Origin of the sequence: Herbaspirillum sp. WKF16, from assembly GCF_028993615.1 — a bacterium.
Lineage (GTDB): Bacteria > Pseudomonadota > Gammaproteobacteria > Burkholderiales > Burkholderiaceae_D > Herbaspirillum.
Window position 1 is genome coordinate 1,147,276 of the sequence record NZ_CP118632.1, and the last position, 14,597, is coordinate 1,161,872.

Annotated in this window: 10 protein-coding genes; 6 read left to right on the plus strand and 4 right to left on the minus strand. The window is 65.8% G+C overall.

The genetic code is table 11. From position 1 onward, the window contains the following. Positions 1 to 2,142 precede the first annotated feature (2,142 nt). Both Herbaro_RS05185 and Herbaro_RS05190 read right to left on the minus strand, forming a co-directional pair. Positions 2,143 to 3,087, minus strand: coding sequence for a DMT family transporter (locus Herbaro_RS05185; protein ID WP_275012767.1), 945 nt, complete (start codon positions 3,085 to 3,087; stop codon positions 2,143 to 2,145). Between the two features lie 165 nt (positions 3,088 to 3,252). Then, the gene (locus Herbaro_RS05190) at positions 3,253 to 3,810 is read right to left on the minus strand and encodes a DUF4337 domain-containing protein (protein WP_275012768.1); all 558 of its coding nucleotides are present in this window, start codon (positions 3,808 to 3,810) and stop codon (positions 3,253 to 3,255) included. A 578-nt stretch (positions 3,811 to 4,388) separates the two neighbouring features. Here Herbaro_RS05190 and katG point away from each other — a divergent pair. After that, the gene (gene katG, locus Herbaro_RS05195) at positions 4,389 to 6,635 is read left to right on the plus strand and encodes a catalase/peroxidase HPI (protein WP_275012769.1); all 2,247 of its coding nucleotides are present in this window, start codon (positions 4,389 to 4,391) and stop codon (positions 6,633 to 6,635) included. Positions 6,636 to 6,821: 186 nt separating this feature from the next. Continuing rightward, positions 6,822 to 7,379, plus strand: a complete 558-nt coding sequence (locus Herbaro_RS05200) for a phosphonate degradation HD-domain oxygenase (RefSeq protein ID WP_275012770.1) — start codon at positions 6,822 to 6,824, stop codon at positions 7,377 to 7,379. 10 nt (positions 7,380 to 7,389) lie between these two features. Here the strand turns inward: Herbaro_RS05200 and Herbaro_RS05205 are convergent, their stop codons facing one another. Together Herbaro_RS05205 and Herbaro_RS05210 are read right to left on the minus strand one after the other, a co-directional pair. Next, positions 7,390 to 8,160, minus strand: a complete 771-nt coding sequence (locus Herbaro_RS05205; RefSeq protein WP_275012771.1) for a helix-turn-helix transcriptional regulator — start codon at positions 8,158 to 8,160, stop codon at positions 7,390 to 7,392. A gap of 125 nt (positions 8,161 to 8,285) precedes the next feature. Then, positions 8,286 to 9,068, minus strand: coding sequence for a 3-hydroxybutyrate dehydrogenase (locus Herbaro_RS05210; RefSeq protein WP_275012772.1), 783 nt, complete (start codon positions 9,066 to 9,068; stop codon positions 8,286 to 8,288). A 460-nt stretch (positions 9,069 to 9,528) separates the two neighbouring features. On the opposite strand from Herbaro_RS05210, the gene Herbaro_RS05215 reads away from it, so the two are divergent. The 4 genes from Herbaro_RS05215 to Herbaro_RS05230 all read left to right on the plus strand — a co-directional run bounded on the left by Herbaro_RS05215 (position 9,529) and on the right by Herbaro_RS05230 (position 14,589). Further along, positions 9,529 to 10,296: a GNAT family N-acetyltransferase gene (locus tag Herbaro_RS05215; protein ID WP_275012773.1), complete on the plus strand. Its 768-nt coding sequence runs from the start codon at positions 9,529 to 9,531 to the stop codon at positions 10,294 to 10,296. Beyond that, positions 10,293 to 11,183, plus strand: coding sequence for a UDP-2,3-diacylglucosamine diphosphatase (locus tag Herbaro_RS05220; RefSeq protein WP_275012774.1), 891 nt, complete (start codon positions 10,293 to 10,295; stop codon positions 11,181 to 11,183). The genes Herbaro_RS05215 and Herbaro_RS05220 overlap by 4 nt, the downstream gene beginning before the upstream one ends. 25 nt (positions 11,184 to 11,208) lie before the next feature. Continuing rightward, on the plus strand, positions 11,209 to 12,258 hold the full coding sequence (locus Herbaro_RS05225) for a glycosyltransferase family 4 protein (RefSeq protein WP_275012775.1): 1,050 nt from the start codon (positions 11,209 to 11,211) through the stop codon (positions 12,256 to 12,258). 366 nt (positions 12,259 to 12,624) lie between these two features. Beyond that, the gene (locus tag Herbaro_RS05230; protein ID WP_275012776.1) at positions 12,625 to 14,589 is read left to right on the plus strand and encodes a methyl-accepting chemotaxis protein; all 1,965 of its coding nucleotides are present in this window, start codon (positions 12,625 to 12,627) and stop codon (positions 14,587 to 14,589) included. Positions 14,590 to 14,597 lie beyond the last annotated feature (8 nt).

Below are 14,597 nucleotides of genomic sequence, written 5' to 3' on the forward strand. Positions count from 1 at the left end.
GTATCGAAGTCGGCGTGGATGCAGTCGTTGTTGTTTGGGTAGTCTGGTCTTGCTGCATGCAGATGTACCGGCTTTAGTCTTATCTTTCTCCGGTCGAGACGGAGCGCCGGGGGCGGCCCGGCAGCCGCTCACTTTTCTTGCTCCGCCAAGAAAAGTAAGCAAAAGAAGGCGGCCCCTAAGTGCCAGCCCCTTCGAGGTACCCGTCGGAGCGGCGCAAAAAGTGGGGTCGTCAGAGTCGCTGCGCTCCGGCTGACGCCCTGATCCACTTTTTGCGTCGCGCCGACGGCTGGCCCACAAGGGGAAAGAGTATCCGACTCGCCTGCGGCCTCGCGTGGTCTCCGACTCGCCTGCGGCTTTGTCTTGCTTGCTGCTCGCTGGCGCTTCGATGCATTGGCTCGCTCTCGTGCTTTCTCCGTCATCCCCGCGAAAGCGGGGACCCAGTGACTTTCGTTGCGCTCCTTGGACTCCGTTCGGGCTGAGTAGCCGCTTTGGCGGCGTATCGAAGTCAGCGTGGGGGCCGTCGTTGTTTGGGTAGTCTGGTCTTGCCGCGTGCAGATGTACCGGCTCAAGACTTATCTTTCTCCGGTCGGAAGGGAGCGCCGGGGGCGGCCCGGCAGCCGCTCACTTTCTTTGGCCCGCCAAAGAAAGTAAGCAAAGAAAACGGCCCCTAAGTGCCAGCCCCTTCGGGGTGCCCGTCGGAGCGGCGCAAAAAGTGGGGTCGTCAGAGTCGCTGCGCTCCGACTGACGCCCTGATCCACTTTTTGCGCCGCTCCGACGGCTGGCCCACAAGGGGAAAGCGTATCCGGCTCGCCTGCGGCCTCGCGTGGTCTCCGACTCGCCTGCGGCTTTGTCTTGCTTGCTGCTCGCTGGCGCTTCGATGCATTGGCTCGCTCTCGAGCTTTCTCCGTCATCCCCGCGAAAGCGGGGACCCAGTGACTTTCGTTGCGCTCCTTGGACTCCGTTCGGGCTGAGTAGCCGCTTTGGCGGCGTATCGAAGTCAGCGTGGGGGCCGTCGTTGTTTGGGTAGTCTGGTCTTGCCGCGTGCAGATGTACCGGCTCAAGACTTATCTTTCTCCGGTCGGAAGGGAGCGCCGGGGGCGGCCCGGCAGCCGCTCACTTTCTTTGGCCCGCCAAAGAAAGTAAGCAAAGAAACCGGCCCCTAAGTGCCAGCCCCTTCGGGGTGCCCGTCGGAGCGTCGCAAAAAGTGGGGTCGTCAGAGTCGCTGCGCTCCGACTGACGCCCTGATCCACTTTTTGCGCCGCTCCGACGGCTGGCCCACAAGGGGAAAGCGTGTCCGGCTCGCCTGCGGCCTCGCGCTGTCTCCGACTCGCCTGCGGCCTCGCGCTGTCTCCGACTCGCCTGCGGCTTTGTCTTGCTTGCGCCTCGCCTTCGGCTTTGATGCATTGGCTCACTGTCTTTTTAATCCGTCATCCCGGCGCAGGCCGGGACCCAGTGTCGTTCGTTGCGCTTCCTTGAATTCCGTTCGGACTGAGTAGCCGCTTTTGCGGTGTATCGAAGTCGGCGTGGATGCCGTCGTTGTTTGAGTAGTCAGGTCTTGCTGCATGCAGATGTACCGGCTTTAGATTTATCTTTCTCCGGTCGGAGGTGAGCGCCGGGGCGGCCCGGCAGCCGCTCACTTTTCTTGCTCCGCCAAGAAAAGTAAGCAAAAGAAGGCGGCCCCTAAGTGCCAGCCCCTTCGGGGTACCCGTCGGAGCGTCGCAAAAAGTGGGGTCGTCAGAGTCGCTGCGCTCCGACTGACGCCCTGATCCACTTTTTGCGCCGCTCCGACGGCTGGCCCACAAGGGGAAAGCGTGTCCGGCTCGCCTGCGGCCTCGCATGGTCTCCGACTCGCCTGCGGCTTTGTCTTGCTTGCTGCTCGCTGGCGCTTCGATGCATTGGCTCGCTCTCGTGCTTTCTCCGTCATCCCCGCGAAAGCGGGGACCCAGTGACTTTCGTTGCGCTCCTCGGATTCCGTTCGGGCTGAGTAGCCGTGAAACGGCGTATCGAAGCCTGTCTTGAGCTTGTCGAAGGGCCTGTCCTGAGCCTGTCGAAGGGCCTGTCCTGAGCTTGTCTGGGTTTATCGAAGGCTCAGTCCGAACAAGGAGTGGGTGACGTGCGACAAACGACGCTGGGGTCCTCCGTTTAATGCCCCCCACCTTCATCCACCACCCGATGCGCCGACACGCACAGCAGCACGCTGGCCGTCACCAGCACCATCGCGGCGGCCTCCGGCAAGGTTGGCAGGCGCTGCTCCCACAGGAACCCGTACAGCAACGCGAACAAGGTCTCGAACAGGATCATCTGTCCGATCATGGTCAGCGGCAGCAGCCGGCTGGCCTTGTTCCAGCAGGCGTTGCCCAGGATGGAGGCGAAGATCGCCACGCCGGCGCACACGCCGGCAAAGCCCAGCCATTGCGAACCGGTGCGCGGCTCCAGCAGCACCGTGAAGGCGGGGATGGCGATGAACAGCGACAGCACTCCCGTGACCAGTCCGGTCAAGAGGCTCCAGTCGTGCGCCGAGATGGCATGCAAGCGCGCCAGCCAGCGGCTGTTGCCCACCGCATAGGTGGTCCATGAGACCAGCGCGCCCAGCGCGCAGAAGAAACCGATGACGTCCTGCGAACCCGTCGCGCCCGAGCGGCTGCGACCCAGCGACTGCCACGCCACGCAGGCGATGCCGGCCAGGCCCAGTGCCAGCGAGGGCGCCAGCTTGCCGAGCGGAACCGCGCCCTTGCCGCGGCTGCCGATGATGGTGACCGCCACCGGCAGGAAACCGATCACCAGCGACGTCATGGCCATGCCGCCCATCTGCACCGCACTGGCCAGGAACACGTAGTACACCACATTGCCCAGCAGGCTCAGCCACACCAGCGCGCGCCATTCGGCCGCGCCCAGGTGCGGCAGCAGCGTGCGCAGGCGCGGCGCCGCCAGCACCGCGGCGAACAGGCCGTAGGCCAGGTAGCGCCCGGCGGCCAGTTGCCAGGGCGAGAAGTCGCGGGTCAGTTCGGGCGCCAGGAACACCAGGCCCCAGGCCGCGCCGGTCAGCGCGCCGTAGAGGATGCCGCGCAGGATCGTATTGGAACGCATCGGGAATCATTGCCATGAAGACTGCAAGGCTCGCAGTATGCATGCAGATGCGCGCGCCGGCTTGGCGCGGACTACGGAGTTTTTGTGGAATCGTCGCGCACGGACGCCACGAAAGGCGCACCGCCCGCGCAGGCGGGCGGCGCGAAGGCGGCGTTGAGCGCCGCCTTATACGGTGGTGAACAGGCCGGCGCCGATGAAGGCCAGCGCCACCACGCCGATGCCCATCGACAGATAGGCCAGCACGGCCACGCCGGTGATGATGGTGGCCGAGGCCAGCACGATGGCGACCTGCAGCATGCCGGCCGCCATTTCCATTTTCTCGTATTTCTCCATGAAGCCGTGCGCCTCATGTTCGGCTTCGCGCGCCTTGTGCGAGAGCTCCTTCTTGCCTTCGCCGGTCTTCTCGTTGCTGTCGTAGAGGGCGATGGCCTCGTCCAGCTTGGCGATGGCGGCGCCGACGCGCTCATCCTTGGGATTGCCCAGCAGCGTCAGCTGGGTCTTGGCCAGCTGCGCCGAGTTGCCGCGGATCGACTTGGCCTGGAAGAAGGCCCACAGGTTGGCCGCTTCCTGGTGCTTCAGGATGACCTCGGTCTGGTAGGACTTGGACATGGTTTCGGTCACTGCCAGCACCAGCGCGAGGATCGCGATCAGCAGGGCCAGTTTCTTGTTGCCCGAGGCATGGGCATGCTCGGCGTGTTCCAGGTTTTCAGTAGCTTCCGTCATGGTGGCGTGATGTGTGGAGATGAATTGTCGCCGCCGCGATTCCCCTTGATTCGCGGGCAGCGTTTCCCACAACGATCCAGACGCCTTACGGTTGACCTGCGACGGTTATCGGCTCGTATTTTCCCGTGCGGCAAGCACGCCCCTTGTGGCATGGCGCCGGCAAGAGCGCAACCCAAGCGGCTGTTCGCGTTTCGGAGAAAGCCGCGCGTCGGCCAAGAGGAACGAAATACCCTCCTCATCGACGAAACGGATTTGCCGCAACGCAGGCCGCGCGCACTACACTGGCAATCACACGTCGCCTGCAGGGAGATTGAAAATCCCAAAAGCAATTATACAAAAAGACAATCATGATCATGGTTTCGATGCATTACATTAATGATCTGTTTGATTGACCGGGATGCGAATGCCGGCAACGGAATCGGGGCGTCCTGACGTCGTCGTATTACGCAGCCAGCATTTCGTCTAACACGCCGGCCGCGCGCAGCGACCCTCCGTTGCGCGGCGCGGCCACAAGAACATGCCCGTTCCCGGTCCGGGCGTGATGACTCGTTGGGTCGATGAATAAGGAGAAGATTGCAATGACGAACGAAGCCAAATGCCCTTTCAACCACACCGCCGGGGGCGGCACCAGCAGCCGTGACTGGTGGCCCAAGCAGCTCCGTGTGGACCTGCTGGCCCAGCACTCCTCCAAGTCCAACCCGATGGGAGAGGATTTCAACTACGCCGAGGCCTTCAAGAGCCTGGACCTGGCGGCGGTGAAGGCCGACCTCGCCAAGCTGATGACCGACTCCCAGGACTGGTGGCCGGCCGACTTCGGCCACTATGGTCCTCTGTTCATCCGCATGTCCTGGCACAGCGCCGGCACCTACCGCATCGGCGACGGCCGCGGCGGCGCCGGGCGCGGCCAGCAGCGCTTCGCGCCGTTGAACAGCTGGCCCGACAACGTCAGCCTGGACAAGGCGCGCCGCCTGCTGTGGCCGATCAAGCAAAAATACGGCAACAAGATATCCTGGGCCGACCTGATCATCCTGACCGGCAACGTCGCCCTGGAAACCATGGGCTTCAAGACCTTCGGCTTCGCCGGCGGCCGCCAGGACGTGTGGGAGCCGGACCTGGATGTCTACTGGGGCACCGAAACCACCTGGCTGGGCGGCGACGACCGCTACGGCAAGGGCAAGAACGGCAGCACCACCGGCGAGATCACCGCCGACGCCGACCGCCACGGCAGCGAGCAGGACCGCACCGAACCGGCCGGCCGCAACCTGGAAAATCCGCTGGCCGCGGTGCAGATGGGCCTGATCTACGTCAACCCGGAAGGCCCGGAAGGCAAGCCCGACCCGCTGGCCGCCGCGCATGACATCCGCGAGACCTTCGCCCGCATGGCGATGGACGATGAAGAGACCGTGGCCCTGATCGCCGGCGGCCACACCTTCGGCAAGACCCACGGCGCCGGCGACGCCAAGCACGTCGGCCGCGAGCCGGAAGGCTCGGACCTGGAGCACCAGGGCCTGGGCTGGAAGAGCAGCTTCGGCAGCGGCGCCGGCGCGGACGCCATCACCAGCGGCCTGGAAGTCACCTGGACCCAGACCCCGGCGCAATGGAGCAATTTCTTCTTCGAGAACCTGTTCAACTACGAGTGGGAACTGACCAAGAGCCCGGCCGGCGCCCACCAGTGGGTGGCCAAGGACGCGCAGGCGGTGATCCCCGATCCGCAGGGCAACGGCAAGCGTTTGCCGACCATGCTGACCACCGACCTGTCGCTGCGCTTCGATCCGGCCTATGAAAAGATCTCGCGCCGTTTCCTGCAGAATCCCGAGCAGTTCGCCGACGCCTTCGCCCGCGCCTGGTTCAAGCTGACCCACCGCGACCTCGGCCCGCGCGCCCGTTACCTGGGGCCGGAAGTCCCGGCAGAGGAACTGATCTGGCAGGATCCGGTGCCCAAGGCCGACGGCCCGCAGATCGACGCCAAGGACATCGCCGAGCTCAAGGCCAAGGTGCTGGCCTCCGGCCTCTCCGTGGCCCAGCTGGTCTCCACCGCCTGGGCGTCGGCCTCGACCTTCCGCGGCGGCGACAAGCGCGGCGGCGCCAACGGCGCGCGCATCCGCCTGGCGCCGCAGAAGGACTGGGCCGCCAACCAGCCGGCGCAGCTGGCCACCGTATTGAAGACGCTGGAAGGCATCCAGGCCGGCTTCAACCAGGGCGGCAAGACGGTTTCGCTGGCCGACCTGATCGTGCTGGCCGGCAGCGCGGCGGTCGAGAAGGCCGCCAAGGATGCCGGCGTGGCGATCGAGGCGCCGTTCAAGCCGGGCCGCACCGATGCTTCGCAGGCGCAGACCGACGTCGACTCCTTCGTGCCGCTGGAGCCGCTGGCCGACGGTTTCCGCAACTTCCAGAAGGAGCGCTATGCGGTGCGCGCGGAAGACCTGCTGATCGACAAGGCGCAGTTGCTGACCCTGACCGCGCCGGAAATGACCGTGCTGGTCGGCGGCCTGCGCGTGCTGGGCGCCAATGCCGGCGGCAGCAAGCACGGCGTATTTACCCAGCGCGAAGGCCAACTGAGCAACGACTTCTTCGTCAACCTGCTGGACATGGGCACCGAGTGGAAGGCCAAGTCGCCGGCCGCCGAGGAGTTCGAAGGCCGCGACCGCAAGACCGGCGCCGTCAAGTGGAGCGGCACGCGCGTCGACCTGGTGTTCGGCTCCAACGCCGTGCTGCGTTCGCTGGCCGAGGTGTATGCCAGCGCCGACGCCAAGGAAAAGTTCGTCCGCGATTTCGTGGCCGCCTGGACCAAGGTGATGGAGCTAGACCGCTTCGACCTGAAGTAAGCGGCCTGGTCGCATCGATGATGTGAAGCAGCGCAAGACGGCGGATCGCAAGGTCCGCCGTCTTTGCTTTTGCGCGGCGTTTTCGATGTCGCGTTTTTCATCCGGCCTGTCACACGCCTGTCATCAAGCCGACACCCGGCGCGGCTATAGTGGCCGCTTTCACGATTACCCGATGCGAGGCGCGCCATGGCCCTGACCCTGGACGACATCGGCCTGCTGTTCGCCCGGCACGGCCATACCCAATACACCGGCGAGCCGGTCACGCAGCTGGAGCACGCGCTGCAGTCGGCGATGCTGGCCGAGCGGGAGGGCGCGGCGCCGGCCCTGATCGTGGCCAGCCTGCTGCACGACCTCGGCCACATGCTGGAGACCCACGGCGAGCCGCATGACACGCCCACCATGGCCGGCATCGACGATCTGCACCAGTACCGCATCCTGCCTTTCCTGCGGCCGCTGTTCGGCGACGAGGTGCTGGCGCCGATCGCCATGCATGTCGACGCCAAGCGCTACCTGTGCGCCACCGATGCGGCGTATTTCTCGATGCTGTCGGAGGATTCGGTGCGCAGCCTCAGGCTGCAGGGCGGGATCTTCGATGAACGGCAGGCGGCCGACTTCATCGCCAGGCCGCATGCGGCCGATGCCGTGCGGTTGCGGCGCTGGGATGACCTGGCCAAGCGGGAAGGGCTGGCGACGCCGGACTACCGGCATTTCTCGCGCTACTACGCGCAATGCCTGCGCGCCTGAGCGGCGCGGTTCAATCGCGGCCGGCAGGCAGCGCGCGCCGGTAGGCCGCCGGCGTGGTGGCGCGCAGCTTGCGCATCGCGTTCGACAGCGCGCTCTGGTCGGCGTAGCCGCAACGCAGGGCGATCTCGGACAAGGGCAGGGCGCTGCCGCGCAGCAGTTCGCAGGCCTGCTTCACGCGCAGCTCGGCCAGCCACGCGCGCGGCGTGGCGCCGGTCTCGCGCTGGAACCATTCATGCAGGCGGCTGGGGCTGATCGCCGCGGCGACCGCCATGTCCGGCACCGACCATGGCAAGGCCGGTTGCGCTTCCATCTTCGCCATCAGCAGGTGCAGCCGCGATTGCGGACGCGGCGCCGCCATGGCCAGCGTATCGAGCAGCAGCGGCACCCAGTGCTGCAGCTGCGCCAGCGCCATCTTCTGCTGCTGTTCCAGCATCAGCGCCATGAAATCCACCAGCTTGCCGGCCGCCTGCGAGAGCGGCATGAAGGGGCGCGCCGCCAGCTGCTCCAGCAGCGCCGCGCTCGCCATGGCCGGCGCCAGGTCCAGCACCAGCGAGCGGTTGGCGCCGGCGGCGCTGGTCGCGTGATCGGCGCCGGGTTCGACGAACACACCGGTGGAGGCGTCGGCTACGCCCTGGCGTCCGGCGACGTCCAGCTCCAGCCGCCCGGACAGCGGCAGCACCAGCTGCGGGAAGTCGTGGCGGTGGGCCGGCGATTCATCGCCATAGCTGCGCAGGTGGATGTCCGCGGGAGCGTGAGGGGAGGGGGAGGCTTGGCTTGCCATGGCAATGACGGCGATGCGATTGGGATGCCGCCATGATAGCCGATGGCCGGGACGGGGAGCCCGGCGCGGACGACGGAAAAGACAAGGCCGCCCGCGGGCGGCCTTGTTGCGAAGGCCGGCGCGCCTTACTGCATGTGCCAGCCGTGGCTGACCACGACCGACTGGCCGGTCAGCGCATTGGTCGGGAAGGCCGCCAGGAACACCGCGGTCTGGGCCACGTCCTGGGTGGTGGTGAATTCGCCGTCCACGGTGTCCTTGAGCATCACCTTCTTGATCACGTCTTCCTCGCTGATGCCGAACTCCTTGGCTTGCTCGGGGATCTGCTTTTCCACCAGCGGGGTGCGCACGAAGCCGGGGCAGATGACGTTGGTGCGGATCTTGTCCTTGGCGCCTTCCTTGGCCACCGTCTTGGCCAGGCCCAGCAGGCCGTGCTTGGCGGTGACGTAGGGCGCCTTGAGCGGCGAGGCCAGGTGCGAGTGCACCGAACCCATATAGATGATGGAGCCGCCGCGGCCTTGCTTGATCATCGCCTTCATCGCCGCGCGCGTGGTCAGGAAGGCGCCGTCCAGGTGGATCGCCAGCATCTTGCGCCAGTTCTCCAGCGACAGCTCGGCCACCGGGCTGATGATCTGGATGCCGGCGTTGCTGATCATGATGTCCAGGCCGCCGTAGGTGTTCACGGCGTCGGCCACACCCTTGTCGACCTGGGCTTCGTCGGTCACGTTCATGGCCACGGCCATGGCGGTGCCGCCGTCCTTGACGATCTCATCGGCGGTGGCCTTGGCGGCCTCCAGTGCGAGGTCGGCGATCACGACCTTGGCGCCTTGCTTCGCGTATTCGACGGCGATCTCCTTGCCGATGCCGCTGGCCGAGCCGGTGATCAGGGCGACTTTATCCTTGAGTAGCATATGTTTCCTTTATTGGTTTGAGTTGATGGACATTGCAAAAACGATGCTGACGACGGGCTGACAAGCATGTCGGGGCGTCCGGCCAATGGTGCGGCCGGCAAGCCTTTGCCGATCCGCGCCGCCGCGCGCCATGCCGCTTCGATGAAGCCGCCGTGCCGAAGTTCAGGGGCTCGCATCTCCCGCGGGATCGCTTGCAGCATGGCTTTCCCCGAGCCCGGAATTGTTTCTCCGCCGTCATTGTAACCCTGCCGGCCAGGCTTGCCCTGCGTTGCCTCAAGGGGCGTAAAACGCCGCGCGCGAAGTGGCATCGATCGTCCGCAAAGTCTTTCTGGCTGCGGGCCCGGAGGTATGCCCGCATGATTGCAGGGGACTGTTGTTTTATTCGCAGCCCGGTCATGTGCCTGAAACAATCCATCGTTAGTCTGTGCATCGTTATCCCATGAACCATAAAGGACGATGCATGAGACTGCTTACCATTCCTGCCGATGCCAATCCGAGTTTTTCCAAGCTGAGCTTGAGCCTCGCGAGCACCCCGGAAGAAGTGCGTGAAGTGCAGCGCTTGCGTTACAAAGTCTTCATCGAAGCCATGAACCTCTCGGCGCTCGCCAACGCCGAAGGCCTCGACAAGGACGAGTTCGACGATTATTGCGATCACCTGATCGTGCGCGACAGCAAGACCCTGAGCGTGGTCGGCACCTATCGCGTGCTGAGCCCGCACGGCGCGCGCCGCATGGGCAAGTTCTACTCGGAACAGGAGTTCGACCTCTCGCGCCTGGACAACATCCGCGGCGTGATCGCCGAGGCCGGCCGCGCCTGCATCCACCCCGACTACCGCAGCGGCGGCGTGATCATGATGCTGTGGGCCGGCCTTGCCGCCTACATGCGCAAGGAGCGCTGCGAATACCTGATGGGCTGCGCCAGCGTGAGCCTGGCCGACGGCGGCCACAACGCCGCCGCCCTGTACCACGCCTTCAAGGAAAAGAACCTGGCGCCGCCGGATTACCGCGTCGCCCCCAAGCTGCCCTTCCCGATCGACGACCGCGAAGCCGGCCACGAGCCGCAGATCCCGCCGCTGCTGCGCGGCTACCTGCGCAGCGGCGCATGGGTGTGCGGCGAACCGGCCTGGGATCCCGATTTCCACTCGGCCGACTTCTTCCTGCTGCTGCCGCTCTCCAAGCTCGACAGCCGCTACGCCCGTCACTATCTCAAGGACACGAGGGCCGCATGAAACCACGCGAACAGTTCATGGAAAATGCCCAGGGTCTGTTCGCCGACCCGGGCAACAACAACGAGCACGCGGATGACGACAGCAAGCGCGATCCGCTGCGCTTCCGCACCATCTGGATTTCCGACATCCACCTCGGCACCACCGGCTGCCAGGCCGAGCGCCTGCTGGAGTTCCTGCGCGCCACCGAGTCCGAGACCCTGTACCTGGTGGGCGACATCATCGACGGCTGGCAGTTGAAGCGCCGCTGGTACTGGGACCAGTCGCACAACAACGTGGTGCAGACCGTGCTCAAGAAAGCCAAGAAGGGCACCAACGTGGTGTTCGTCCCGGGCAACCATGATGAAGTGATCCGCCAGTTCATCGACCTCGACTTCGGCGGCATCAAGATCCGCGATGAGCTGGTGCACGTCACCGCCGACGGCCGTCGCATGCTGGTGCTGCACGGCGACCGCTTCGACGGCGTCATCGCCTGCGCCAAGTGGCTGGCCTATGTCGGCGACTCGCTCTACACCATGATCCTCAAGTTCAACCAGTGGTTCAACAGCTGGCGCGCGCGCGCCGGACTGCCGTACTGGTCGCTGTCGCAATACCTCAAGTCCAAGGTCAAGAACGCGGTCAGCTACATCACCTCGTTCGAGGACGCGCTGGCCGACGAAGCCAAGAAGCGCGGGCTGGACGGCGTCATCTGCGGCCACATCCACAAGGCCGAGATCCGCGACATCGGCGGCGTCGTCTATTGCAACGACGGCGACTGGGTGGAGAGCCTCACCGCCCTGATCGAAGAGCCCGGCGGCGAGCTGCGCCTGGTCACCTGGCAGGAAATCATGCAACTCAAGAAGGCGGGAAAAGAAGCCAAGGCCGCGGCCAAGGATCTGGTCCTTGCCTGACCTCAGCCCCTCAAGTTCAAGTTTTATGCGTATTGCCATCATCAGCGACGCGGGAGAACCGCAAGTCAACGGAGTCGTGAATACCTTGCGCTCCACGGTGCGTTGCCTGCGCGCGGCCGGGCATGAAGTCCTGATGCTCACGCCGCGCGACTTCCGCACCTTCGCCTGCCCGACCTATCCGGAAATCCGCCTGGCCTACCAGCCCTACGCGCGTATCGCGCAGGCGCTCGAGAACTTCCAGCCGGACTGCATCCACATCGCCACCGAAGGCCCGATGGGCCTGGCCGCGCGACGCTACTGCGTGCGCCGCAAGCTCAATTTCTCCACCGCGTATCACACCCGCTTCCCGGAGTACCTGGCCGCGCGCAAGCTGCTGCCCAAGGCCATCACCTATCGCCTGCTGCGCTGGTTCCATGGGCGCTCGCAAGCGGTCATGGTGCCCACGCCGGCGATGAAGCTGGCGCTGGAGGAAGAGGGCTTCCGCAACGTCGTGCTGTGGGGCCGCGGCGTCGACACCGCGCACTTCCGCCCGGCGGTGGAGGACCATGCCTGCATCGAGCGCCCGCTGTACCTGTACGTGGGCCGCGTGGCGGTGGAAAAGAACATCGAGGCCTTCCTCAAGCTGGACCTGCCCGGCACCAAATGGGTCGTGGGCGACGGGCCGCAGGCGGAAGAACTGATGCAGCGCTATCCCAAGGTGCGCTTCCTCGGCGCCAAGGGCCACGACGAGCTGCCGGCCTACTACAACTGCGCCGACGTGTTCGTCTTCCCCAGCAAGACCGACACCTTCGGGCTGGTGCTGCTGGAAGCCATGGCCTGCGGCATCCCGGTCGCCGCCTATCCGGTCGAGGGCCCGATCGACGTGGTCGACAACGGCGTCTCCGGCGTGTTGAAGCACGACCTCAAGCAGGCCTGCCTGCAAGCCCTGCGCCTGGACAAGGAGGTAGTGCGCTCCCACGCCGAACGCCGCTCCTGGGAATCGGCCACGCAGCAGTTCCTGCAGCACCTGCACCTGGCGCGACGCCCGGGGCAGGAGAAGGTCGCCGGCATCAAGCCGGCGCGCGAGTCGCGCTGAAGGCGGGCGGCCTTCGCCGCCCGCTTGCCTGGCCCGGCGGCGTCCCCATCGTCGCCGGAGCATCTCCGCGCCCCCGATCATCGGGCCGGCATCGCCGCTTCATCCTCCCGCAAGGCCCGTGCAGCATTTTTGCCACGCGGCATCTTTTCTCCCCGTTGTGCAATTCCGGCTTTTGCCCGGGCCTCGCCCATCCCTCAGCAACGAGCCTTTGCGCCTGATCGGCTGGACTTTGGAACGGAATTTGCTCAATCGCAAACGTTTATTCGGGCTTTTGAATTACTTTCGCTCCGGAAACAATCGGGCGGAAGGCAAGGAACATTTCCTCCGCACGGACGGCTTCACTTTTGCAGTAGATAGGGGGATGTAATGAAACGCTTGCTTGCCAACATGATGCTCTGGCAGAAATTCGCCTTGCTGGGCCTGCTGGGCGTGATCCTGTTCGGGGTGCCTACGGCCCTGTTCGTCAGCGGCACCGAAGCGGTGATCACTTCCAAGAAACTGGAGATCGCCGGCGTCGAGCCGGTACGGCGACTGCTGCGCAGCGTGCAGCTGATCCAGCAGCACCGCGGCATGTCGGCGGTCCTGCTGAGCGGCGACGAGAGCGTGGCGGCGGCGCGCCAGGCCAAGGCCGGCGAAGTCGACCAGGCCCTGCAGGCGCTGGACGAGGGGCTGGCCGCGGTGCAGAAGGATGAACCCAGGGTGGCGCAGGCGCTGCGCGCGCAGAAGGATGCCTGGATCCAGGTGCGCGACGCGGTGGCGGCCAAGCGCATTGCCGGGCCGGCCAGCTTTGCCGGGCACAGCGCGGTGGTGGCGGGCATGTTCGAGATCAACAGCCGCCTGCAGGATTACTTCCGGTACACCATCGACCCGGACTTCGACAGCACGCAGCTGATCAACGCCGCCTTCGTCGCCATGCCGTCCCTGACCGAAGACCTGGGCCGTTCCCGCGCGCGCGGCGCCGGCCTGCTGGTCAAGAAGGAGATCAGGACCGAAGACCGGCTTGAACTGGCCGCCATGCTGGAGCGCGCGCGCGACCGCCTGGATGCCGCGCAAAAGGCCTTCGGCAAGGCGGCGGAGGCCAATCCCGCGCTCAAGGACAAGCTGGGCGAGGCCTTTGCCGGCGCGGGCCGGGCCGGCGAAGGCGCCATCGCGCTGGCGCGCGAGCAGGTGCTGCTGCCGCAGGAGCTGGGCTACGCGTCGGACGTCTATTTCAAGGCATTCACGGGCGCCATCGACGAGCAGTTCAAGGCCATCGGCCGCATGACCGAGGTGCTGGCGGCGCAACTGGATGAACAGAACCAGGTGCTGCGCCGCAATCAGATGATGGTGCTGGCGGCGATCTTCCTGCTGGCCGCGGTGGCGGCCTGGCTGGGCGTGCTGATCACCCGCTCGGTGACCGGTCCCGTGCTGCACTCCATGCACATGGCCAGGCAGGTGGCCGCCTGCGACCTGACCGTGCGCATCCATGCGCGCGGCCGCGACGAGACGGCGCAATTGCTGGGTTCGCTCAACGAGATGACCGGCAGCCTGGGCGGCATCGTCGGCAACGTGCGCGACAGCATCGACGTGATCCAGGTGGCTTCGCGCGAGATCGCCACCGGCAACGCCGACCTGTCGCGCCGCACCGAGTCGCAGGCCGCCAGCCTGGAGGAAACCGCCAGTGCGATGGAAGAGCTGACCTCCACCGTGCAGCAGAACGCCGACAACGCGCGCCAAGCCAACCAGCTGGCCGACGCCGCCTCCAAGCTGGCCGCGCGCGGCGGCGAGGTGGTTGGCGGCGTGGTGCAGACCATGGGCGAGATCAAGGACAGTTCGGCCCGCATCGTCGACATCATCAGCGTGATCGACGGCATCGCCTTCCAGACCAATATCCTGGCGCTCAACGCCGCGGTGGAGGCGGCGCGCGCCGGCGAGCAGGGCAGGGGGTTTGCGGTGGTGGCCTCCGAGGTGCGTTCGCTGGCCCAGCGCAGCGCCACCGCCGCGCGCGAGATCAAGGAGCTGATCGGCGACTCGGTGCAGAAGGTCGATGCCGGCGGCAAGCTGGTCGACGAGGCCGGCGCCACCATGGGCGAGATCGTCGGCTCGGTGCGCCGGGTGGCCGGCATCATGAGCGAGATCACCTCGGCCAGCCACGAGCAGAGCATCGGCATCGCGCAGGTCAACGATACGATCGCGCAGATGGAGGCGATCACCCAGCAGAACGCGGCCCTGGTGGAGGAGGCGGCGGCCGCGGCCGAAAGCTTGCAGAAGCAGGCCGAGTTGTTATGGAATACGGTGAGCGTGTTCAGGACCGCGGACGGCGACGATGCGCCGCGCTTGCATGCGCACTGAACGCTGTG

Excerpts from the sequence above, each read along its gene's own strand:
- Herbaro_RS05210 (WP_275012772.1), bottom strand. The coding sequence starts at position 9,068 with ATGCTACTCAAGGATAAAGTCGCCCTGATCACCGGCTCGGCCAGCGGC.
- Herbaro_RS05215 (WP_275012773.1), top strand. The coding sequence starts at position 9,529 with ATGAGACTGCTTACCATTCCTGCCGATGCCAATCCGAGTTTTTCCAAG.
- Herbaro_RS05185 (WP_275012767.1), bottom strand. The coding sequence starts at position 3,087 with ATGCGTTCCAATACGATCCTGCGCGGCATCCTCTACGGCGCGCTGACC.
- Herbaro_RS05230 (WP_275012776.1), top strand. The coding sequence starts at position 12,625 with ATGAAACGCTTGCTTGCCAACATGATGCTCTGGCAGAAATTCGCCTTG.
- Herbaro_RS05190 (WP_275012768.1), bottom strand. The coding sequence starts at position 3,810 with ATGACGGAAGCTACTGAAAACCTGGAACACGCCGAGCATGCCCATGCC.
- Herbaro_RS05200 (WP_275012770.1), top strand. The coding sequence starts at position 6,822 with ATGGCCCTGACCCTGGACGACATCGGCCTGCTGTTCGCCCGGCACGGC.
- Herbaro_RS05205 (WP_275012771.1), bottom strand. The coding sequence starts at position 8,160 with ATGGCAAGCCAAGCCTCCCCCTCCCCTCACGCTCCCGCGGACATCCAC.
- Herbaro_RS05220 (WP_275012774.1), top strand. The coding sequence starts at position 10,293 with ATGAAACCACGCGAACAGTTCATGGAAAATGCCCAGGGTCTGTTCGCC.
- katG (WP_275012769.1), top strand. The coding sequence starts at position 4,389 with ATGACGAACGAAGCCAAATGCCCTTTCAACCACACCGCCGGGGGCGGC.
- Herbaro_RS05225 (WP_275012775.1), top strand. The coding sequence starts at position 11,209 with ATGCGTATTGCCATCATCAGCGACGCGGGAGAACCGCAAGTCAACGGA.